The sequence below is a fragment of the Rhizobium sp. 0TCS1.26 genome (assembly GCF_050455525.1).
GTDB lineage: Bacteria > Pseudomonadota > Alphaproteobacteria > Rhizobiales > Rhizobiaceae > Neorhizobium.
Map to the genome: position 1 here is coordinate 1,395,525 of NZ_JBCIYV010000001.1, position 22,545 is coordinate 1,418,069.

Here is a 22,545-nt window from a genome sequence, read left to right on the forward strand (position 1 = left end):
GGCGTTTTCCGAATGCTGTGAGCGACTTGGGCCGCCTTCTAGCCTGTGTCGGTCGCTCAGGGAAGCAGGCGCACGCGTCGTCGGGGCCGTCTGGGCAAGAGTCTGAAATGATCACCATCGGTGGACCGCTCCACTGTCAAAGAAGTCCACCGATCGTGCCAGATGATGCCGTCATCAGCCAGAGGGCCTACCTCGTGACCTTCAGCAGGTCGACCTGATCGGCAACGATTGCTGCGGCTTCGGTCTGCAGGACATCCTTTTCGTTCTTGCGCGCATTTTCGATGGCCACATCGGCACTCAGACTGCGCTCGTTCGACTGCAGTCCGTCATCCTCGCCTGCGGGCCCATCCGCCCCCGCGTCGCTGCTGGCCTTAAGGCGTTCGGCCGCGGCCTCCATTTCGCGTTTCCGCTCGGCTTCGTTGAGAGACACGAGACCCTTCGCACGCTCGGCCTTCAGTGCGGCGGCGTTTTCGACAAACCGCTGGAACTCTGCATTGCCTTGCACGCGCGCATCGTGGCGCTGCTGCAGTTGCGGCAGCAGTGGCTTGATATTGGCCTTTGCCTTGTAGGTCGCCGGCTTGATCTGCGCCCAGGGCAAGGCGTTGTCGTAGCTCTCCTCGCCCAGGGTCTTCGGATCCGACAGGCTCGGCAGGCTGATGTCCGGTGTGACGCCACGCAGCTGCGTCGTGCCGCCATCGATGCGGAAGAACTGGGCAATTGTCAGCTTCAGCTGCCCGAATGTCGGCGTGCTGTTGCGGGCAATCTGGTCGAGGTCGACGACCGTCTGCACCGTACCCTTGCCAAAGCTCTGTTCACCGACAATCACGCCGCGGCCGTAATCCTGTATGGCTGCCGCAAAGATTTCAGAAGCCGATGCCGAACCGCGATTGATCAGCACGGCGAGCGGACCGGCCCAGGCCGGCTGCCGACGATCATCGCTTTCCACTTCGACCTTGCCCGAAGCGTCGCGCTGCTGGACGACGGGACCGCGACCGACGAACAGACCGGTCAGGTCGATGGCTTCCGTCAGCGAGCCGCCGCCGTTGTTACGAAGGTCGATCAATACCCCGTCGACATTCTCCTGCTTCAGCTCGCCGAGAAGCTTGGCGACGTCGCGGCTGGCGCTGCGATAATTCTTGTCGCCCTTCCGCCGCGCTTCGAAATCCTCGTAGAAGACCGGCAGGGTGATCACGCCGATCTTGCGAGCGGCACTGCCTTCACCGACCGGCACGATGGTCTTCTTTGCCGCCTGCTTTTCAAGACTCACCTTGTCCCGCACCAGGCTGATAACCCGATGACTTCCACTCTCGCCGCCGTCAACGGGAAGAATATCCAGGCGAACGATCGAATCCTTGGCTCCGCGGATCAGTTGCACCACTTCATCCAGCCGCGTGCCGACGACTTCCGTGATAGCGCCTTCGGCACCCTGGCCGACGCCGACGATACGATCGCCTACGGCGATCTTTCCGGAAAGCTGGGCGGGTCCCCCCGGCACGAGTTCCCGCACGGTCGTATAGCCGTCCCGTTCCTGCAGGACCGCACCGATGCCGACGAGCGAGAGCTTCATCGAGATGTCAAAATCGGCCGAGGCGGCGGCGCCGAAATAATCCGTGTGCGGATCGACGGAGGTGGTGTAGGCGGCCATGAACGACTGGAAGACGTCGCTGCTCTTGTAGCTATAAACGCGGTCGAGCAAATTCTTGTAGCGCTTGTCGAGCGTGTCGCGGATCACCGTGTCGGACTGACCGACCAGCTTCAACCGCAGCCAGTCGTTCTTGACGCGCTTGCGCCACACATCATTGGCCTGTTGCTCGGTCTGCGGCCAGGGCTCCTCATCACGCACGAGCGAAAGATCTTCCTTCGTGCTGAAGTCGAACCCCTGCTTGATCTGGCTCCGCGCAAACGTCACCCGCTCCACCATGCGCTGCGCATAGGTGCCGAAGATCGAGAACGGGATATCAAGGTTTTCGCTCTTGATGGCATCATCCAGGTCGGTGCGATCGGCCATGAACGTGTCGATGTCGGCCTGTAGGAAGAAACTCCGGTCCGGATCGAGCGACTTCAGATAGCTGTCCATGATCTTTGCCGACAGGGCATCGTCGAGCGGAACGGGCTTATAAGCGTAGCGAGACAGGAACTGGGCACTGAGACTGGCGGCCTGCCCCTGCGTTTCGAGCGGCGTCAGGCGCGGCGGGGGCGCGTCGAGGGAATAGGCTGGCGACGCAAAAGCGAGGAAGAGGACAAGGATACTTTTCTTGAGGTGCATCGAGTAGTCTTCCTTCAGCATATTGCAGCTTCGTCGTGTTTGTTGTGAACCACCCAGCGCGCGCGTTGGCAACCTGACCACTGCACACTATTTCGTGCGCCGTCTAGAGACCGACCTTTCGGGCGAAATTCTGACCGATTTCGAGACGCGGCCCCCAGCTTCACCTGTTTTCCTGCAGCGAAAAAATGGCATGCAGCAGAGCGAGGTGACTGAGCCCCTGCGGCAGGTTGCCAAGCCCCTCACCCGTATAAGGGTCGATCTGCTCGTTCAGGATGCCGAAATTGTTTCCCAGCTTCTCCAGCAGTGCCTTGAGCAGATCTTCCGCATGGTCGACATCCCCCAGGAAGGCATAGGCTTCGACAAGCCAGCAGGAGCAGGCGACGAACGCCCCCTCCTCACGGTCAGCACCACTGTACCGATAGACGAGCGGTCCCACGGCAAGTTCCCGCTCGATCGCATCGCGCGTTCTGGCAAGCCTTCCGCCATGCTCGAACCCGAAGCGCGTGGTCAGCAGGAGGGACGCGTCCAGCCGATCGGTTCCGGCATAGAATGTGTAGGACTGCTTGGTGTGCGACCAGCAGTGCTCATCGATCCAGTCGCGGATGAGATCCCTCTCCATCGCCCAGCGCTCGACGGACGAACTTTCAATATGCCCCTCCTCGGCAAGCTTGATGGCATTGGACAGGGCAAGCCAGCAGCCGATCTTGGAGAAGGTATAGTGCTGCTTGTCTTCCAGTTCCCAGATACCGGCGTCCTTGTCCCGCCATAGGTCCACCACCTGGTCGGCAAGCCGTACCAAGAGCTTTGCAGCGACGGGGTCAAGCACATGGCCACGGCCTGCAAACAGCGCGGCGGTTTCCAGAAAGTCGCCGTAGCAGCCGAGCTGCACCTGATCCCTCGCGCGGTTGCCCACCCTGACGGGGGTCGATCCTCGGTAGCCGGGAACGTCGATCACCCGCTCGTCCGGCACCTGTTCGCCGCGCAGCGTGTAGACGACCTTCAGCATCGGGCCGTCACCCTCGATCGTCCGGACCAGCCAGCCGAAGGCCGCGATCGGTTCGGATAAAGCGCCAGCGCGAAGGAACGCCTTGACGGTATAGGCGGCGTCGCGGATCCAGGCATAGCGATAGTCGTAGTTCTTGGCTCCCCCAATGCGCTCGGGAAGACCGGAGGTCGCAGCCGCAGCGATCGCTCCGGTCTTGGAAAACATCAGGAACTTCAGCGACAGTGCGCAGCGGATCAGATCGTTCGCAAACGGTCCGTCATAGGTGAGCTGGTCTGCCCAGCGCCGCCATTCTTCATCGCTGAGGTCGATGCGCCGGTCGATGTCGGCCAGGTCTGGAATGGGGAGCGGCGCCTGATCGGCGACAAGCATCGCGACACAGGTGCGCTGACCGGCCTTCGCAGTATAGCGGGCCACTGTTCGTCGGTCCTCCTCGGTGATGAGATCGACATCGCTCGAGTGGCAGAACGTGGTCGTCAGCCCGCCGACATAGCGGATGGTGGCGCTCGGGTGGTCCACATGCCTCACCTCTTCCTCGCGCCCGGTCGGCTCGATGACGATCTCGAATTCGACCGTGCCTTCTAGGCCTTCGATGCGCCGGGCAAGTTCGCACCAAGGGAGCGTTCCTGCCGGTCCCAGATTCAGGGCCTCGGTGACGCGGGCAGAGCCGGTGTCGGTGATGAACACTGTCTCCAATATGTTGCTGTTCTTGCGATACCGGCGCTCGATGCGAAAGACGCCGACCGGCGTCAGCGAGAAACGCCCGCCGTTTGCATCATGCAATCGGTTGAAGAGCGGCGGCGCATCCATGTCGGGTGCGCACCACCAGTCGATCGATCCGTCAGCCCCGACAAGCGCGACCGATCGGCCGTCTCCCACTGCGGCGTAGTGTTCAAGCGGAAGGAAGCCATCCCGTCTCTGGGGATCAAGGGCGTGCAGCATCGGCTCACGCCTTTCCGCTGAGGAGGACCCGAGGCGCTCTGACAGCCTGGCTCTGCCGCCTGCCAGGCACAGCGGATGGCATGGATGCCCGCCCATCCAACCGAGCCTTGCCGGAGGGTGTGTGCGGCGCGGCGGCTAAAACATCTGAGGGAAGTCGCATGTCGAGGCGTATCTCCAATGGCCGGCTTGTCATTCGGGCTTCGACCAACAAAAGGCGCAGGGCGCGCGGGAAGTTCCAGAAGGCCCGACGCGCGGAAGTCGCGGAACACTTGGTGGCCGCGGCGGGTTAGCTCCCGCAACAGCAAACCGAAGGTGATGCCTATGTCCGATCCAGAACGCCGCCCGACGCCCCCCTATCCCGAGCAGCATCAGGAGCCGCCGGGCAGGACGAGCGACATGCAGCCGGTTCCCGATCACGGCGAGACTTCCTACCGCGGCGATGGCAAGCTGGAAGGAAAGGTCGCCTTGATCACCGGCGCCGATTCCGGGATTGGCCGGGCGGTCGCAATCGCCTTTGCCCGCGAGGGTGCCGACGTCCTGATCTCCTACCTCAACGAGGATGAGGATGCCGCCGATACCGCAAAATGGGTCCGGGATGCCGGCCGCAGGGCGGTCGTCGTTGCCGGTGACATCACGTCCGAAGAGCATTGCAACTCGCTCGTCAGACGCGCGGTCGACGAGTTGGGCGGCCTGGATATCCTCGTCAACAACGCAGCCTTCCAGCGCACCTATGACGATATTGCCGACATCCCGGCGCAGGAGTGGGACGAGACATTCCGGACGAACATCTATGCGCCCTTCTTCCTGTCCAAGGCGGCGGTCCCCCACATGAAGCCGGGCAGTGCCATCATCAACACGACGTCGATCCAGTCGCGCCAGCCGTCACCGCAGCTGCTCGCCTATGCCTCGACTAAGGGCGCCATTCTCAACTTCACTGCCGGGCTCGCGGAGATGGTGGCCGATCGCGGCATCCGCGTGAACGCCGTTGCGCCTGGGCCGATCTGGACGCCACTGATACCGTCGACCATGCCGCCCGAGAAGGCTGCCAAGTTCGGCCAGCAGACGCTGATCGGCAGGGCCGGTCAGCCTGCGGAACTGGCTGGCGCCTATGTGCTGCTGGCATCCGAACTCGGCAGCTACATGACCGGCGCCGTGATCCCGGTCACCGGCGGCGAGGTGATGATCTGACGCTGCCGGTGACCGGCGCGACAGTTCGATCCGTCGTGCAGTTGGGGGCGTGATGGCAAGCGGCGCGAAGGGCGGGCCGGAGTGGACCCGCCCGCTCCCCCAACAGTGGCGGCATAGGCGTCTCAGGCGAAAAGTCGGCTTTCGTAGGATGCGCGACGCGCATGTCCGCCTAAACATGTAGGCCGAATGCCGATCATGGCTTCCAGCTGACCCGGCACTCACTTGTCTTGCGGACGAAGTGGTGGCCATGAAATGTCGCCGTCCCGTCCAGCCGAAGGCCGGGCAGTCGCTGAGTCAGGACCGATAGCCCTTCCTCGAGTTCCGCCATTCCCAGCGCGTCGGCGACGCATTTATGGGCGCCGCCACCGAAGGCCAGTCGTGCAAGCTTCAGGTTGGGCCGCGTGATATCGAAGGTGTCCGGTCGATCGAAGACACGCTCGTCCCGCAGGGCCGAGATGAACGAGAGCAATACCAATTGCCCGGCAGGCAGCATCCAGCCGTCGATCTCGATCTCCTCCACGGAAACCCGCACGACGCCTGCAATGCCCGGCTCGAGGCGCAGGCCCTCCGCCACAGCGTTTGGCACCAAGGCCGGATCATCACAGACAGCCTTCCACTGTTCCGGCTCCGAGAGCAGGAGCACCGTCTGGGCAACCAGTGCGGTCCTTACGGACTCCGTTCCACCGATGACGAGCTGGACGATCTGGACAAGCACCTCCAGCCTCGTCAGTTCATCCTCTTCGGAGAGCGTCAGATAGCGTGCGAGAAAGCCCTCCGATGGGTTCTTTTCCCCGGCCCTCAGGAGGCCATCGAGATAGTTCCGCAACCGAAGTGCGGCGTGCTCGGCCTCCGCCACGGCCTGCTCGGTCGGAGCAGGTCGGAAGAACTCGTTCATGGCATGGACGTCGCGCATGAATGAGGGGACGTCTGGCTCCGGGACCCCAAGCAGGCCCGCAAGGGCAACAACTGGAAGTTTGGCGGCATAGTCGGACGCCAGATCGAAACTGCCGCTGTCGTGGAACGTGTCGATCAGGGCATTGGCCGCGCCCCGGACATGCTGCCGAAACTCGTTTAACACCTCTGTGGCAAAGGCCCTCGAGAGCGCGGACCGGCGACGCGTGTGGACATCGCCATTGGCGGTCAGCACGCCGTGTTCGAAGATGTCGAACAAGGACCCGTGCGTGATCCCGGCCTGAGCCGGCATTGCCGTTCCCGTTGCCTGCACCCGGGGATCGCGCAGGAGACGGCTGACATCATCGTAGCGCAGGACCATGGTGCCACCCGTATCAAGCGAAATGAACGGAGAGGACGGACGGTAGTGGGCAAACACCCCATGGATGTCCGCTTCCAGATCGGAGGATGCCACCAAAGGGGCAGCTTGGATGGTGTCCAGCATGAGGATTTCCCTTTCGAGGTCATGGGAACGGAATAAAATGCGGGTCTGCTCGGCTGCTCGCGTCGTCGGGCACAGCTGTTGCCGCCCGGAAGCGCGTGTTGCTGACGGCACCTACCTACCTCATGTTTCTGCGCAATTCAACGTTTCTATCAATTATATCATTTCTCAGTTGTAACACACGCGTGTTCGGCTGCGGGGTTACTGGGGTTAGACCTCTACAACCTGCTGCAGATCAGAAACGGATGGCTTGGAGGCTCATGAGTGCCTCGATGATCTCAGAGAGCGCCCAGGAGTAGGCGCCGATCGATGCAATCGAGATGAGGGCCGCGGCACCTGCGAGCCACAGCCCGCCTTGATCGACTGGTTCGATCGTCTCGCGAGTTCCGGTAGTCGGCACCGTCCGCGGCTCTTCAACCGGACCCGTCCCGGATGCGCGCGATGATTCGATCTGAAATCCGGATTGCCAGGGCCGGCGCGTGTAGAAACACACGATGACGCATTCCTGCGCCTGACGCTCGCCCGCAGGCCGGAGATCATCCCGTGGACGTTCGTCTTCGCGATTGCTCATAGCCGCTCACCCATTCCCGTTCCGGGATGGATGCGGCGCAGGGATTTCCTCGGAGTTACACCGTGGCGGCTAAGGATTGCGTTTGACATTCCGCGCGCAGCAGGACGCCGGCCGCCTGAGAGTGGCTTTCTCCGTCACGGCGACCGCAACGCGCGGCAATCGGGTGACTGGATCGACGTCTTGTCCCGACGGCTACGCGCCCGGTGCCCGATCAGCCCGCAAGTCGAGCCAGGTCGATGTCCGAAGGACGACCATCCCTGCCCTGCCCGCCATCCAGCACCGTCAGCCGGATCAGGTTGGAGATCGCGTCGGCGATCGTGATCAGCGCATCGCGCTCCTCGGCCTTCAACGTCCGCGGGACGGTATCGATGATACAAACCGATCCCAACGCAAAACCCAGCGGATCCCGGACCGGCGCGCCTGCATAGAACCTGAAACCATAAGGTTCGTTGAGGGTGGGGTTCTGCTTATATGTGTCGACGCGTGTCAGATCCTCGATGACGGTCAGCTCATTGGCAACAAGCGTCTCGTTGCAGAAGGCCCAGTCCCGTGACGTGTCTTCACCGTCGAAACCGACCCTCGACTTGAACCATTGCTGGTCCTTCATGATCAGGGTGAACATCGCAATCGGTGCCTGCGTCACATAGGCAGCGAGACGGACGAGGCGATCGAACCGGCTATCCGCTTCCGAGCCAACGAGTGCTGATCGCTTGACGGCGTCCAGCCGCGCCTTCTCGTTCCACGGAACGTCGAAGCCTGGCACTTCCTCACCGTCGGGCAGGCTGGCCTTGAGGTAGTCGACGACATTGGCACTGGTGGCCGCAACCGCGGTCATCATCGGTATCTGGGCCCTTTTCGCGCCCCGCGGATTTGGCGATGCCGCCTCCTTCCCGCTCATCGTGATAACGAGCGTCTGCCTGAACCGTGCGTCGCTGCTGAGCGAGGTTGCAAGCTTGCGGCGTTCCGCGTCCTCGACATTTTCGATGATCATCAGGGTGGGTGGTGCCGCTTGGAGATGCTCGCGGAAGTTTGCAATATCCTCCGCCACGTCGATCAGCAGGCCGGAACCAGGAAGCCCCACCTGCTGCCACTCTGCCCCTCGGCCCTTGCCCGCAAGTATGACGGCGTGAGCGGTGACATCTGCGGGTTCCGGCACCGGGTCATCGATGAGGTCCATGACGGCCTGGCGCGGGATCCGCCGATGGCCACCCGGTGTCTTCCACGACGGGAGCTGACCGCTCTCGACCCATAGCTGGGCGGTGCGAACCGACACGCCGAGGAGCTCGGCGGCATCCGCCGTCGTCAAAATGTCTTTCATGCGTCAGTCCCACTGCTGTGGGACGGATGTAGGCAAAATTAGCAAATTTGCAAGAATAGAACGCGCACGCGGGATCGCATGGAGCAATCCCGCTTGCAGCTGCGTTTTACTTGCCGGCGAGAGACGTTGCCGCATTCTCGATCGTATCGGCGACTTCCTCGGCGCGGGTGATGAACAAGGCATGGCTGCCGGAGACCTTGGTGACCTTGGCGCCCATGCGTTCTGCCATGTGCACCAGCATTGCCTGATCGAATGCCTTGTCTTCCGTTGCGATGACGGCCCAGCTCGGCTTGCTGCGCCATGCGGCGTTCTTCAGCTTCGTGCTGAACGCCGACATGTTGATCGGAACCTGGGAGTTGGCCATGAAGGCCGCCTGGGCGTCGCTCACGTCATGCGCAAAGCCCTGCTTGAACATGTCCCACTTGACGAAGCCAAAGCCGTCGTCGCCGATCTCGATGACGAATTCCGGCGTCGGAGCAAAGCCCTCATACTGCTGGGCTGTCGTTTCACCCGCATCGGGAGCCAGAGCCGATACGTAGACGAGACCCGCCACCTTGGGGTGGAGCCCCGCTTCGGTGATCACGGTGCCGCCCCATGAATGACCGACGAGGATGGTCGGACCATTCTGAAGATCGAGAATGCGGTTGGTGGCGGCAACATCGTCCTGGAGCGAGGTCAGCGGATTCTGGACGATCTGCACATGATAGCCGCGCGCGGTGAGCTTGTCGTAGACGTCGCGCCATCCGGCGCCATCGGCAAACGCGCCATGCACGAGGACGACGTTCTTCACGGGAGCGGCCCCGGCTGCCATGGGCGTGAACATCGCCAGTGCCAGGGTGGTCGCGGTTGCCAGGGAGAGGGTGATCTGTGCCAGTTCCATTGTCATGTTCCTTCTTTGCGTGTTGTGTGTGAGCCGTAAGAACCTGTCTCCTCGCCGGGCAACGGACAGGACGCGTTGCCCGGCTGGAGGTCGCTGAACGGACCCGCTTGGGAGGGGACATGAGGCCATCGATCAGCCTCTGAAGGATGGCAGGACGGCCGGCACAGGAATATCGACCATCCGTCTCGCCAGAGCATCCGTTGGTATGAGCGCACTACGCTGTTGGCGCCTGAGGCTGCCCGGACGGCAAGACGTATCGGTGATCACGAGGGGAGATGGCGATGCAGCGCCTGTCATCAACGGAAGCAGGGCATCGCCGGCGCTCGTCCGCTCAGGGCCCTTTCGCTCCGGGGGAGTTGGAGCGGTCCACGTAGCGTCAGGGGAACGCCTGCACGCAAAAACCCTCAGGAACTGCGTGGGCTCTGGCCGCTACTGCACCACCGGCAGGACGAAAGAGAACCGGGCGCCGCCGAGGGAACTCTCGTTGTCGGCGACCATGCGGCCTCCATGCGCTTCGATGATCGAGCGCGAGATCGGCAACCCCATGCCCATGCCACCGTCTTTCGTGGTGAAGAAGCTGTCGAAGATCCGGCTCGTCCCATCCACGCAGATCCCCGGTCCGGAATCTTCCACCGAGCATCGGACATGCACGTCTTCGTCCGCAATTCGGATCAGTACCTCGCGCCGCGGAGAATTGGTTGCCGCGATGGCCTGGACTGCATTGACCGCCATGTTCACGATGACCTGCTGGAGCTGGATACGGTCGACGGCAATGCGTGCCGAACCGTCCAGAGGCTGATGGGCGACCTTGACGTCGTGCGCCTGGAACTCATGCTTGAGGAAAAGGACCGCCTCGGCAACGAGATCATCGAGGGAGACGATTTCCTCGTGGATGCGCCGCGAAGCCATGGTGCGGACACGTGCAATGACGCTGGCCGCCCGCTGGGCGTCGGCAACAATCCGCGTGACGATCTCCCGGACTTCCGAGAGCGCGGGCGTGGGGCGGCTGAGCCAGCGCAGTCCCGCCTCTCCATAGGTGGTGATTGCCGCGAGCGGCTGATTGACCTCATGGGCAATCGATGCCGTCAGCTCGCCGAGCATGGAGATCCGTGCCGCGTGTGCATAATCGGCCTCGATCTGCCGCAGCCTCCGCTCCGCCTGCTTCTTCTCGGTCGTGTCGACGAAGGCATTGATCGTCACCCCCAGCCGCGCCAGCGCAGGCGGGAAGGACACGGTGAGCATGCCTTCCCGGGTCCGCCCGTCAAAGGTCGTAAGGGTGACTTCTTCCTCGTATGTGGAGACATCACTGGCGCGATTTTGCAGCAGTCGCGCATAGACCTCCGGATGATCGCGCCACAGCGGCGTGATCGGGCCGCGAACCTCATCGGCATCCGCAGCGCCCAGCACCTTCAACGCCGCATCGTTCGCCTGCTCGATGATGGTATTGTCCATCGCAGTCCAGACAAGATCGGGATGCTCCGCCATGTAGGCGCCCAAATCCTCGATCCCCTGATCCTTCAGCTCCTGCAGACACGTCAGCAGGCCTGTCGAGTTGACCTGAAGCACCGGAACCGGGACATGCTGGAAGAGGTCGCGAAAGCGCTGCTCGCTTTGCTCCATTTGGTTGAAGGCGTTGACGCGCTCGCTGATGTCGGTGACGGCAGCCAGTCCCCGGCGTCGGTGATCTGTCGAGATCCACAGCGTGAACTGTGCATCGAATTCGGCACCATCCAGCCGCCTCAGGCGCGTCTCGATCGTCACGCTCGCTTCGTTCACCAGAACCGTCAGGACAGCGGCGGCGCCGTCTATCCATCTGTCGGGAGACCAGAAATGGTCGAGCGTCCCCAGAAGGTCCGACTTATCCTTCCCGCCGAATAGCGTCAGGGTCTGGTCGTTGACGTCGACGATCTGCGCGGCCTTCAGGATCGTCGCGACGCAGTCCGGATAGTTCTGCAGATAGATCGCGAAGTCAGCATCGGTAGGCGGACCGGACGCCTCCAGCAGATCGTTGATCGCCGTCAGATCGAGCTCCCAGAAGGAGACCGTCATCGCCTGGAAAAGATCCTGGTAACGCCGCTCGCTGCGTCGCAACGCCTTTTCCGACCGCTTTCTGTCAGTGAAATCGACAAAAGCAGCCAGGCTCTTGCTTTGATGGTGTCCATGTCTTGCTGTGGCGAACAGCACATCGACCACGTCTCCATCGAGACGCCTCATTTGCGCTTCGCCCTGGAAGAAACTCTCCCCCCGGTAACGCGCCTCCAGCGATTTCCGCAGCGTCGGCAGCCCGACATCCCAGTAGCGGGTGAGGTTCCCATTCATATCCTCGCGGACTTTTGCACCGAAGAGATCCGCAGTGGTCTGGTTGACCTGTTCCACGAGCATAACGCTCATCGCCGCATCCAGGAACTCTGGATGCGCGTCGATGTAAGTCGACAAGTCCGTGACGCCCTGCCTGCGCAGCGCGCCGAACATCTCGACAAGGCCACTGGCATCGACCTCCGCCAAGGCGATCGGCATGTATTCGAACAGGTGCCTGTAGCGTCGTTCGCTTGCCTCGAGCGCTGCGAATGCTTCGCGGTCTGCCGACACGTCCCGCACGGCGAGAAAAATACGGACACCGCTTCCATCTGCTGACGCAGGGACCGCTGTCACATCCGCGTCAAAAATCGTGGTGCCGTCGCGCAGCAACCGGCATGCGCTTTGGGCCGGGCTGTTGTCCACGAGAACCGAAACCACTGTATCGACGAAGGCGTCCGCGCTTTCCTGCGGCCAGAAGCAGGTAACACTGCTCCCCGCCGGACCGAGTGCCGATGGCGCTACCGCACGAGATCCTTCCGCCGATTGCTCCGCTTCCGCCACCCGTGCGACCCGCATTATCTGCGCGACGAGGTCCGGTTCGTTGCGCAGATGTTCGCGAAGATCCGAGCGCCGATCCGCGCCGAGAGCCGCCAGCATGCGCGCCACCTCGGTGGCGTCGATCGAGACGACAGCGACACCGGCCGCAGCCAGCAGCCGGTGCAGATCATCCTTGTCGCTCGGCAGTTCAGTGACCGCAGCAGGTCGCGAAAACTCAACGACGGCAAGCGGGCTTCCATCATCGTTCCGCTGCAGCTTCAGCCTGGTCGACACCGGGACAGCGGTCGACGCGCCTCTTGCCCGGCGAAGGAACGTGGCGGACCACGTGCCGGCGGCCATCAGTTCGGCGTCCGATTGCAGCACCGGGTCGACTGCCGTTTCGCCGAACAGAGCCGCCATGCTCCTGCCGAGCGCATCCTCCCGCGCGATGCCGTAAATCCGCTCCGCCGCCCGGTTCCAACCCGTAACAAGACCCGCGAGGTCGCGCGTGATCACGCCGTCATCGAGAAGATCGAGGACACTGCTATCATCAAGGGTGCAGCAACTCATGAGGCGGTTCTTTCGGGGACGGTGCTGACGGCAGTATCGATGTGGAAGTCTTCAAAGCCAAGGCACCGCAGTAAAGCAACGGCTTGCGGTTCAATCCTCGATATATCACAACCAACCTAGCGAAAGGCCGCGACAACGTCTTCACTGATCGCGACCTTTTCCAGCGTCTTGAAGGCAGCCACTGCCGTCGAAACAGGGCGAAGGGTTCGATGTGGACGCATCCGCATGCCAGGTCTTTCGCAAGACCCACACTCGCATCGTTGTGCCGCAATTATGGTCCGCTACCAGTAATGGCTCCAGAACAACCCATCAAACTGCTTTGCACGCCGATATTTATTTGGCATGACCTTTGGATCCGGTCCAGGTCTAGGGCCGCCCCTTTGAGAAAGAGGTCCTGGTGACGAAGCGTCCACCGATCATCTACATTATCGACGACGACGAATCCGTCCGGCTCTCGCTCGACAGCCTCTTCCGCTCGGTTGGCTTTGCAACGCAGACACTGGTTTCCGCCGAGGAGTTTCTGGCGGCAGATCGCCCGGATACCGAGGCCTGTCTCGTCCTGGACATTCGCCTCAAGGGGACCAGCGGCCTGGATTTCCAGGAACAGCTTGCAGGATCGAACATCCGCATGCCGGTTATCCTGATGACCGGCCACGGCGACATTCCGATGTCCGTGCGGGGCATGAAGGCCGGCGCCGTCGACTTCCTGACCAAGCCCTTCCGCGATCAGGACATGCTCGACGCGGTCGCCTCCGCCCTCAAGATGGATGGCAAAAGGCGCGCCAGTCAGGGGATGCTGGCCGATATCGAGGAGCGGTTCCACACGCTGACGTCCCGCGAGCAGCAGGTGATGCTGATGGTCACGCAAGGACTTCTGAACAAGCAGGTTGCCGGCAATCTGGGGATCAGCGAAGTGACCGTGAAGATCCACCGCGGCTCGGCGATGAAGAAGATGGGCGCACGAACGCTGCCCGATCTGGTCCGGATGGCCGATGTCCTGAAGCAACGGGGTCTGCCGGACGCCGCTAACACCACCGTATGATTTCGGTGGCGGGGAAACTGTGCGATTGAGGGGTCGACTGAAGTCTCTCTGCCGAAAAGGCCCATTCGATGCCGGCGCCCACGAACGTGCATATCGTAGTCATCGATGACGATGACTCCTTCCGCATCGCAACGCAAGGGCTCGTCAGATCGCTCGGCTACACGGTCGCGGGCTACGCGTCTGCAGAGGCTTTCTTCGACACGCAATCCGCCCGGGACGCCGACTGCATCATCTCCGACATCCAGATGCCCGGCATGACCGGCATCGAGATGAAACAGCGCCTGAACGAAGAAGGCGCCGGCATCGCCGTCATCTTCGTCTCGGCGCAGACCGATGCAAGCCTGCCACGACGTGTCAGCGAATGCGGCGGCTTCATCCTGCTGCACAAGCCGTTCCACGGACAGGTGCTCATCGACGCCATCCATCGGGCGATCGGAGACCTTGCACCGCAATAGAGCGGTATCGGTGGAGGCTCTCCGCCGGACTTTCACCGCCCCTCCTAGGCTTCGCCTGCCAGCCGGCTGCCAGACCCTTTCACAGCGGCATCAGGGACCGTCTCCACGCTTTCCACGTGAACATCAGACAAACGGGGGCGCCCGCCGGGTAAGGGCGGGTGTGGGGAATACTGGGAGTGCTGGGGAGGAGAAGCTGGAAGGCGGACGGGCTGCGCGCGCGATCTTGGTGGGACGGCTGGCAACGGGAGCCCAATATCGTTGCGCAGCCGTCTATTCCTCGGGCCGTCGCGGATTGGTACGGCCGTCGGCACGCGGTTTAGCCTCTCGGGCTTTGTGCTGAGTAGAGCCCACAGCCAGTTTTGGGCCTGGCGATCGGGGGAATGCCGGCACTTGTCGGCTCTGTCTGCCGGTTTGTCTTTTGGTCTGGTGTGTTTGGGGGGATGGTTGGTTGCGGGGGCAGGATGGAGCGGAGACTTGTAAATTCATCTGGTCCTGGAGGAATACGAACTACCGGCCCGCTCCCGCGGCAGCTGAAGCGGTCGAACCGTGTGGCGATGCGGGCGGTAGGAAGCGGCGAGAAGTAATACGAGGGCGCCAAGCAGCAGCAGGTGATGGTTTGCCACCGGATATGTCCGATACCCAAGTAACCGCCTGTCAGCGCAGACGTCGCATACGGGCATAGCAGTGCCGCCACACTCCAACTATCCGTAGATCCTTTGGCGCTATCGTCGAGCGTCATGCCGCTGGCAGCGTAAACCGTCCGAACTGTCCCTCGATGACCGCGGTCAGGGAGGCAACCGGATGTTCTACCACGCCAACCGGCACGTCCAATTCTTCATAGAGTCGCTTCAGGTCTGTCGCTCGGGGATGCGACACGATGAGGCTTATCAGTCGGCATCCGCCTGGAGCTTCAGACGACGGATGCCCATCGGTCCGCCACGTCTTGATGATCGGCATTCCCAGGTCGAAGTCGTGACCAGCAACGGTCAGCGTATCCCACTCAAGCAATCGACCCCCCGAAGTTGTCCGGCTTCCAGGTTTGACAGAGGTCTCGAAACCGTGGCGCGCAAGAATCCCTCTCGCGGGCGCAAGATCAGGCGTCTGGACGGCAAAACGCCAGAGCACCGGCGACGTTAGATTTGCAAGGAACGCGCCGTAATTGTCGGCAGGCTCCTGTAGGGGATCCGGACCATCGATGGCGAGGTAGGCTTCGTTCTCCAGACTGGTAAGGGCATTGCGGCTGCCGATCGTAAGGTGGCGGCCGCCTGAGCCGGCCACAACCCCACTCAGCCGCTCGAACTCGGCTGCTGCATTTTCCAGCGAGTTCGAGGCCCAGACAAGATGATCCAGCTTCATATACTTCTCCTGAGGTGTAGGCGGGACATCACCGGTTGTTCGACAGCAGGGCATTGGCGCCAATGAAGCCCCAGGTCATGTAGGCACCGAGTGTGGTACCCACTTGGCTCGGCGTGCGCATGCCCGTCGGATTGGCCATGACGTTTCCGGCGCAATAAAGCCCGGATATCAATGTTCCGTCGGCGCGCATTGCCTGACCTGAGGCATTGGTGCGGATGCCCCCCTTGGTCCCAAGAATTGATGGGCGCATTTCAAATGCGACGAAGGGCGCAGTTTGGATTGGCGCCATCGCTCCGATCGAGGCCGCGAGGCGCATTTCATAGTCAGAGGCCGTGCCGCGATGGAAGTCATCGTCGACACCGGTCGCTGCGAGATCGTTGAAGCGAGCCACGGTCTGTTTGAGCTGAGTTGCCGGCAGTCCTGTCTTCGTTGCCAGCTCATCCAGACTGGAGGCGGTGATCAACCAGCCAGGCTTGTTGTTCATGTACCACTTGATCAGCCAGGCACGCTTGACCATCGGCCAGTGGGTGATCAGCCAGGCTGGTCGGCGCAACCGGCTGCCGCGCTCGGTATCGCGCACGGTCCAATCGGCGATGTTGAACTCGTATTCGCTCGTGAACCTCTTGCCTTCAGCGTCGACGAAGATCGCGTCTGGTTCCGCATGGATCCGCAGAGGCAGACCGTGCAGCATCTTCTCGTAGTAGACAGGCGGCTGCAGCATGATGTTCGCCTGGTTCATGTGTGCGGTGGCCGCACCGATCCTCATCGCCATTTTCAGTCCATCGCCGGTATTGGTGCTGGGGCTGGAAAGGAATTCAGCGTTGCCGGGAAAATGCGTATCAAGCAGCTCGCTGTCCCATTCGAAACCGCCGGTCGCCAGCACGACTCCCTTGCGGGCCTTGTAGGTGATTGGCTGCCCCGCCACTTCAGCGACCACGCCGACGACTGATCCGTTGCCGTCGGTGAGCAGCTCGGCAACTCGGGCATTCAGCTCGATCCCGCAGCCCTTGGCCAAGCATCCGCGCAGCAAGCCGATGACCAGCGAATTGCCCTTGCTGCGGGTCCTCGTCAGCCAGCGACGGACGACGGTGCCGGAATAGCGGAGGTAAGCGCGAATCGGATGGCGGGTCATGTTGGCAATGACCGACTCATTGTAGGTCAGATCCTGCGGGATGGTCGACCGACGGATGTGCTTGAAATAGGCACCGAGCTCCCGCCCGCTGACCTCCGTCGGCGCGAGCAGGCGACCTCTCTCTTTTGCACCGGGCAGCGCCATATGGGGATCAGGGACATCGGCGATCTCGAACCGGGCGGCGGAATTCTCGAGGATGAAGTCCAGCATCCGCGGGCCGTTTGCGACTTGCGCTTCCCAGAGTGGCTCCTCGCTTGCCGCCCAGCCATCAGGCGCTGTCGCACGAATGTAATCCAGTGCTTCGGTTTCGCTATCCTGCAGTCCTGCTTCGAGCATCAGCCGGTTTGCCGGGATCCAGGTCATACCGCCTGACATCGCGCTCGTGCCGCCAATCTTTCCGGTTTTCTCAAGGATCGTCACCGATGCTCCAAGGGCAGCGCATCTCAGTGCCGAGACGAGCGCAGCCGCGCCGCTGCCCACGACGATCACGTCTCTTTCAATAGCTTCAGACATAGTCATTTCCGATAATGAGCCGGCCGCACGGGCCGTAGCTGTTCATTCAGCGTTTGAGGAAGCGGTCCAGGCGCGCCAGGCGGGCGGAAATCACCAGGACGATCATGGTGAGGAGGATAACGCCGGAGGCGATGGCGGTGAGCGTCGGGTCCATGGGCATCCACTCAAGCGACGAGTAGATATAGACCGGAAGCGTCACGGAGGTGCTGGAGGAAAGGAAAAGCGATACTTCAAGCGCCCCGAACGAGATCATGAAGGCGAAACCCCAGCTGCTGAGCAGGCTCCAGGCCGTCAGCGGCAGCGTAATTTTCAGCAGAACCTGAAGGGGCTTTGCCCCGAGACTGCGCGCGGCGGACTCAAGTTGCGGATTGAGCCCGTTCAGGCCGACCGTTACCATCGAGATCGCGAACGGCATGGCGCTGACGACATGCCCGACGAACAACGCCGGCATGCCGCGCAGGTGCAGACGCGAATAGGTGACCAGCAGCGCGAGGCCGAGGAACACCGCCGGCAGCATCGCCGGCGCCAGCGCCAGCCGTTTCAAGAAGCGGTAGAAGCGCGTGTCGCGCTGACGGCCTGCATTGGCGATCAGGAAGGCGATCAGCGTGGCGGTCGTGGCTGATGCAGCCGCCAGGCCAAGGCTGAAACCTAGCGCATCCATCGCTCGGCGCTGCCCAAGGGCGTTTAGGTACCATTTCAGCGTGAAGCCCTGAGGCGGGAAGACGACATAGCTCGTCTGCGTCAGGGCGCCGAGCGTAATCGAGAGGATGGGCGCTACAATGAAGATGCAGATTGCAGTCACGAAGGTGGTAAGAACCAAGCGGGATCTGGTCATGTTCTGGCCTTCCGGAAGCCGGTCATAAGCTTGCCGATCACGACAACAGCGAGGACAATCACAGCCGTCAGAAGCAGCAGGATGACGGCCAGCGTTGCCGCGACCGGCCAGTTGAACAGGCTGATCGCCTGCTGGTAGACGAGGGTGGAAATGAACTTGTAGCGCGGTCCGCCGAGAACACCGGGGATCGCGTAAGCACTCATGCTCAGGCAGAACACCAAAAGCGCGCCGGCTCTGACACCGGGCAGGCATAGAGGCAGCGTAATTCGCATAAACACGGAAGACGGCCTCGCGCCCAGACTGCGTGCCGCGGGCGCCAGAGAAGGATTGATCGACTGCAGGGAGCCGGCAATCGAAATCACCATGAAGACCAAAAAGATATGCACGAGGCCGACAACGATGGCTGGCTCATTGTTCATCAGTGGCATAGCGACACGCAGAACGCCGAGGCCAACCAGCAGCGTGTTGATCACGCCCTCCTTGCCGAGCAGGATCAGCCAGCCATAAGACATCACTGTCACAGAGGTGACCAGCGGCATCAGCAGGATAATGAAGACCACCAGTTGCCACCAGCCCCGCGCCGTTACGAGGTAATGGCTGACCGGAAAACCGAGCACGACGCAGGCAAGTGTGGTGATCAGGCTCAGGCGGAGCGTCCGCCAGCTGACTTCCCAGAAAAACGTGTCAGTCAGCGCGTCTCGGTAGTTGGCGAGTGACAGGGCCCAGACGACGCCTTCTGTCGGGCTGTGCTCGGACAGGCTCATGGCGAACAGGTAGACCACCGGAAGACCGAAGAAGAGCAGCATGAACAGGGCAGCGACCGGGGCGAATATGCCCGAAGATTGTACGGATCTAATCATCGGCGTCGCCGATCAGGATCGAGGCCTGCAGCGGCCAAGTGACGAGGACGCGGCTTCCTGCTTGTATGCCAAGATCGAGTTCGTCGCGGAAAACCTGGACGACATGGTTGCGCACCCGCACGCGGACCTCAATCCTCGGCCCGAGGAATGTGACGTGCTCGACAATACCCTCAAAGCAGTTCGGTTGATCGCCGCCAGCTAAGGGGAGCTGCTCGGTGGATGCTCCGCTTGCGGAGCTTAGCCTGATCCGCTCAGGTCGCACCAGTAGATGATGGACACTGGCGACGGCTTCGACCGGCAGAGCCCTTACCTCGCCAAGTCCTTCTACGATGGCTCTCGCGACGCGGCCCTCAGAGCTAACGCTTCTGACAGGCAGCAGGTTGGAGTCACCGAGGAACTCGCCGACAAAGCGGGAATTCGGCGCGTTGTATAGTGTCTGCGGCGTGCCGATCTGCCGAATCCGGCCGCCGTGCATGACTACGATGCGGTCACCAATCGACATGGCCTCTTCCTGATCGTGGGTGACCATCAACGTGGCGATCTCAAGACCTTCGAGCAGTTCAAGCAACTCATTCCGCATCGTCAGTCGCAGCCGCGCATCCAGATTGGAGAAGGGCTCATCCAGAAGAAGCAGGCGCGGCCGGATGACGACAGCCCTGGCAAAGGCGACGCGCTGTTGCTCGCCGCCGGAAAGCTGGGAAGGTAGCCGCGAAGCCTTTTGCTCTAGGCGGACGACTTTCAACGCCTCGTTCACCCGGCTTTCCAACTCATCTCGCGGTGTCTTGCGCATCTTCAGGCCGAAAGCGACGTTGTCAAAGACGTTCATGTGCGGGAACAGCGCATAGTTCTGGAACATGATCCCGATGTTGCGCTCTTCCGGCGGCAGAGTAATGATGTCGCTCCCACCGATGAGAATCCGCCCCATGCTTGGCTTGATGAAGCCTGCGATGGCCTGCAGGGTGGTGGTCTTTCCGCAGCCGGACGGGCCGAGCAGGCACAGTCGCTCCCCGGCTGCAATCGTGAAAGAGACCTCCTGTATGGCAGTGGTTTCGCCATACAGATGCGTCAGGTGGTCAACCTCAAAATAACTCATCTGGAAATCCGCAACGTTGGAAGCTTCGGGGGCGGCACCGACAGGCGCCGCCGGCGAGAACGGTTCAGCGTTCGATTTCCTGGTTCCAGCGGCGTGTCCATTCGGGCCGCATCTTATTGAGGACGGACCAGTCCAGCGCGACCAATGACTTGGCTGCGTCCTTGTAGATGACGCCCTTCGCTTCCGCCTCTGTCAGTTCGACCTTGGTGTTGACGGGACCGAGCTTAGAATTGATTGCGAACTGCTTCTGTACGTCTGAGCTGACGAGGTAGTCGATCAGTTTTGCGCCCATTTCGGTGTTAGGCCCACCCTTGACGAGGCTGAGCATCGGCATGACGACGGGAGCTCCTTCCTTCGGAGCGACGAATTCGAGCGGAAAACCGGAAGCCTTCACGAAGCGGTTCATCTCCGAGTTTGTCCAAACGGAAATCCAGGCTTCACCCTGCTGGAAATAGGGCGTCATGTCGGTGCCCTTGACGAAGCTACCGATATTGGCGGCGACTTCTTTCATCTTGGCAAAGCCAGGCTCGATGTTGTCAACGCCCCCGCCGTTGGCACGCGCCAGCATGGCGAGCGCGAAGAGACCTGGCGTATTGTCGATCGTACCCATCACCACGTGGCCTTTGAAGCGGGGGTCGGCGAGGTCGTTCCATGACGTCGGCGGCGCTATCCCGGCATCGGCAAGCGCCTTGGGATTGTAGACGAGACCCATTGCGAGAAGGCCGTAGCCCACGCCACTGGCATCCTTTCCGATCGCGGCAGGAACGATGTCGGGCGTCTCGACAAGCCGCGCCGGCGTCAACGGCTCAAGCAGCCCGAGGTCTCGTGCAATCGACTGCGGGCCGTCGTCCATGCAAGCGACGTCCAGCTCGGGCGATCCCTTTTGTGCCTGCAGCTGGGAAACGAAATAGGTCGAACCGCCTGGCACGTACTGGACTTTGACCCCGTATTTCTTTTCAAAAGGCGGCAAGATGGCTTTCTGGAAATTTTCCTGAGAGGCCCCGCCCCAGCAGGCAAAGACGACCTCTTCGGCCTGCGCGACTACCGGCGCAAGGATGGTCACTGCTGCAGCGAACGCCGCTGTCATCATCGATCGGCTCATGTCTGGTCTCCGTTCCCCGGATGCGACTTCGTCGCTTGTTGGCCTGATGCTGTACGATGCCTAGATCGGTGCTATGCGCTGCGATGCGCTATTCCTTCCTGTTCATCGACACGACTATCGTTGCACTTTCCCGGACCTTAATCATCATATAGCTTTTGCGCTGGTTGACGCTGGTTGACGCTGTAAGATGAGACTTGCGATTGTGGGGATCGGAATGCCTGGGAAAAATGCCCTCGGAGAACAGCAGCGGGCAGACTACCGCGCCAACCTCCAGTTCTGCTGCGACCATTACCGGTCCGTGTCCGATCTCTGCCGGAAGCTCGGGCTCAACCGGCAGCAATTCAACCGCTACCTTTCAGGTGAAGCCCTTCCGTCCCGCTACAACCACAAGAAGATGAGCGACTTCTTCGGGCTAGAGGATGACGAACTGTTCATGAAGCACAGTCGCTTCATGGCGTCTTTCGGCAGGAAGAAATCCGATTCTGTATTCCCTGAGGATCTCACGAATTTTTCTTACGTTATGCGTAACATGGCAGGCGCCAGTGCCAGGCTGCTCGAAGAGTATCGGGGCTTTTATTATCGCTACTTTGTCAGCTTCAACGGCGATGGTCAGATCAAGCGCGAGCTCGTGCACTGGCGGCTCAGAGAAGGCGTGATGGTGTCGACAACCAAGCAGAAATTCTTCGATGAAAGGGCAGACCGAAATCCGTCGCGGCAGTACGTGACCTATCGCGGCATTGTCGGCAGCGTCGGGGACAGGATCTTCACGATCGGCGCGGACCGGTTCGACGGCCGGGACGTCGGCATGTCGATGCTCAACCCGAGCGTCCACAAGCTCCACCGGCTGGAAGGCATCATGATGGGTATCGCCCCGACAGTGTCGCGGCGCATCACTGCAGGCAGAGTTGTGCTCGAGTTCCTCGGGCGCCGGATCGATTGCCGCGCCGCGCTGCGAGAGGTCGGAGCCTTCCCGTCAGACGACCCCTCGATTCCAGATGTTATTCGCGCGAGTATTCAGAATGAGATCTCGCAGGACGAACATTTGCTGCTCGGCAGGTACCTCTGATTGGGAGAGGGTTTTCAGAGCGAGACGTTAATGCCCGAGCCTGCCACCCTCCGACAGGCGACGGTTACCAATTCGGGAGACATTCCAGATGCCACCGTCTGCTTGACGTCGGAATGCGAAGGAGC

General features: G+C 61.5%; 17 protein-coding genes and 1 pseudogene. 4 read left to right on the top strand and 14 right to left on the bottom strand.

Annotation, left to right across the window (positions count from 1 at the left end; translation table 11 throughout):
• Positions 1 to 187: 187 nt before the first annotated feature.
• Together AAIH46_RS06865 and AAIH46_RS06870 are read right to left on the bottom strand one after the other, a co-directional pair.
• Positions 188 to 2,266 (bottom strand): carboxy terminal-processing peptidase, encoded by a 2,079-nt coding sequence (locus AAIH46_RS06865; RefSeq protein WP_430305025.1) that lies wholly within the window; start codon positions 2,264 to 2,266, stop codon positions 188 to 190.
• Between the two features lie 160 nt (positions 2,267 to 2,426).
• The gene (locus AAIH46_RS06870; RefSeq protein WP_430304910.1) at positions 2,427 to 4,211 is read right to left on the bottom strand and encodes a glycoside hydrolase family 15 protein; all 1,785 of its coding nucleotides are present in this window, start codon (positions 4,209 to 4,211) and stop codon (positions 2,427 to 2,429) included.
• Positions 4,212 to 4,532: 321 nt separating this feature from the next.
• Here AAIH46_RS06870 and AAIH46_RS06875 point away from each other — a divergent pair, with 321 nt between their 5' ends.
• On the top strand, positions 4,533 to 5,399 hold the full coding sequence (locus AAIH46_RS06875) for an SDR family oxidoreductase (RefSeq protein WP_430304911.1): 867 nt from the start codon (positions 4,533 to 4,535) through the stop codon (positions 5,397 to 5,399).
• Positions 5,400 to 5,592: 193 nt separating this feature from the next.
• Here the strand turns inward: AAIH46_RS06875 and AAIH46_RS06880 are convergent, their stop codons facing one another.
• The 6 genes and pseudogenes from AAIH46_RS06880 to AAIH46_RS06905 form a co-directional block, all read right to left on the bottom strand.
• Complete coding sequence (locus AAIH46_RS06880; RefSeq protein ID WP_430304912.1) at positions 5,593 to 6,795, bottom strand: cytochrome P450; 1,203 nt, start codon at positions 6,793 to 6,795, stop codon at positions 5,593 to 5,595.
• Between the two features lie 232 nt (positions 6,796 to 7,027).
• Complete coding sequence (locus AAIH46_RS06885) at positions 7,028 to 7,363, bottom strand: hypothetical protein (protein WP_430304913.1); 336 nt, start codon at positions 7,361 to 7,363, stop codon at positions 7,028 to 7,030.
• 211 nt (positions 7,364 to 7,574) lie between these two features.
• Entirely contained in the window at positions 7,575 to 8,681 is a 1,107-nt protein-coding gene (locus AAIH46_RS06890; RefSeq protein WP_430304914.1) for a helix-turn-helix domain-containing protein, read from the bottom strand.
• Positions 8,682 to 8,787: 106 nt separating this feature from the next.
• Complete coding sequence (locus AAIH46_RS06895; RefSeq protein ID WP_430305026.1) at positions 8,788 to 9,504, bottom strand: alpha/beta fold hydrolase; 717 nt, start codon at positions 9,502 to 9,504, stop codon at positions 8,788 to 8,790.
• 486 nt (positions 9,505 to 9,990) lie between these two features.
• Positions 9,991 to 12,516 (bottom strand): ATP-binding protein, encoded by a 2,526-nt coding sequence (locus AAIH46_RS06900; protein WP_430305027.1) that lies wholly within the window; start codon positions 12,514 to 12,516, stop codon positions 9,991 to 9,993.
• A gap of 165 nt (positions 12,517 to 12,681) precedes the next feature.
• Positions 12,682 to 12,966: pseudogene (locus AAIH46_RS06905) on the bottom strand (PAS domain-containing protein); the annotation flags it as partial.
• Positions 12,967 to 13,360: 394 nt separating this feature from the next.
• Between AAIH46_RS06905 and AAIH46_RS06910 the strand changes: the two are divergent.
• Both AAIH46_RS06910 and AAIH46_RS06915 read left to right on the top strand, forming a co-directional pair.
• On the top strand, positions 13,361 to 14,008 hold the full coding sequence (locus tag AAIH46_RS06910) for a response regulator transcription factor (protein WP_430305028.1): 648 nt from the start codon (positions 13,361 to 13,363) through the stop codon (positions 14,006 to 14,008).
• Positions 14,009 to 14,076: 68 nt separating this feature from the next.
• Positions 14,077 to 14,463, top strand: a complete 387-nt coding sequence (locus AAIH46_RS06915; protein ID WP_430304915.1) for a response regulator transcription factor — start codon at positions 14,077 to 14,079, stop codon at positions 14,461 to 14,463.
• A 735-nt stretch (positions 14,464 to 15,198) separates the two neighbouring features.
• On the opposite strand, the gene AAIH46_RS06920 is transcribed toward AAIH46_RS06915, so the two are convergent.
• The 6 genes from AAIH46_RS06920 to AAIH46_RS06945 form a co-directional block, all read right to left on the bottom strand.
• Positions 15,199 to 15,819 (bottom strand): VOC family protein, encoded by a 621-nt coding sequence (locus AAIH46_RS06920; RefSeq protein WP_430304916.1) that lies wholly within the window; start codon positions 15,817 to 15,819, stop codon positions 15,199 to 15,201.
• Positions 15,820 to 15,847: 28 nt separating this feature from the next.
• Complete coding sequence (locus AAIH46_RS06925; protein WP_430304917.1) at positions 15,848 to 17,464, bottom strand: FAD-dependent oxidoreductase; 1,617 nt, start codon at positions 17,462 to 17,464, stop codon at positions 15,848 to 15,850.
• A gap of 46 nt (positions 17,465 to 17,510) precedes the next feature.
• On the bottom strand, positions 17,511 to 18,299 hold the full coding sequence (locus tag AAIH46_RS06930; RefSeq protein ID WP_430304918.1) for an ABC transporter permease: 789 nt from the start codon (positions 18,297 to 18,299) through the stop codon (positions 17,511 to 17,513).
• Entirely contained in the window at positions 18,296 to 19,159 is an 864-nt protein-coding gene (locus tag AAIH46_RS06935) for an ABC transporter permease (RefSeq protein ID WP_430304919.1), read from the bottom strand. The genes AAIH46_RS06930 and AAIH46_RS06935 overlap by 4 nt, the downstream gene beginning before the upstream one ends.
• Complete coding sequence (locus tag AAIH46_RS06940) at positions 19,152 to 20,252, bottom strand: ABC transporter ATP-binding protein (RefSeq protein ID WP_430304920.1); 1,101 nt, start codon at positions 20,250 to 20,252, stop codon at positions 19,152 to 19,154. The genes AAIH46_RS06935 and AAIH46_RS06940 overlap by 8 nt, the downstream gene beginning before the upstream one ends.
• Positions 20,253 to 20,316: 64 nt before the next feature.
• Positions 20,317 to 21,354 (bottom strand): ABC transporter substrate-binding protein, encoded by a 1,038-nt coding sequence (locus tag AAIH46_RS06945; RefSeq protein ID WP_430304922.1) that lies wholly within the window; start codon positions 21,352 to 21,354, stop codon positions 20,317 to 20,319.
• Between the two features lie 214 nt (positions 21,355 to 21,568).
• Here AAIH46_RS06945 and AAIH46_RS06950 point away from each other — a divergent pair, with 214 nt between their 5' ends.
• Positions 21,569 to 22,420: a helix-turn-helix domain-containing protein gene (locus AAIH46_RS06950; protein WP_430304923.1), complete on the top strand. Its 852-nt coding sequence runs from the start codon at positions 21,569 to 21,571 to the stop codon at positions 22,418 to 22,420.
• Positions 22,421 to 22,545: the final 125 nt, after the last annotated feature.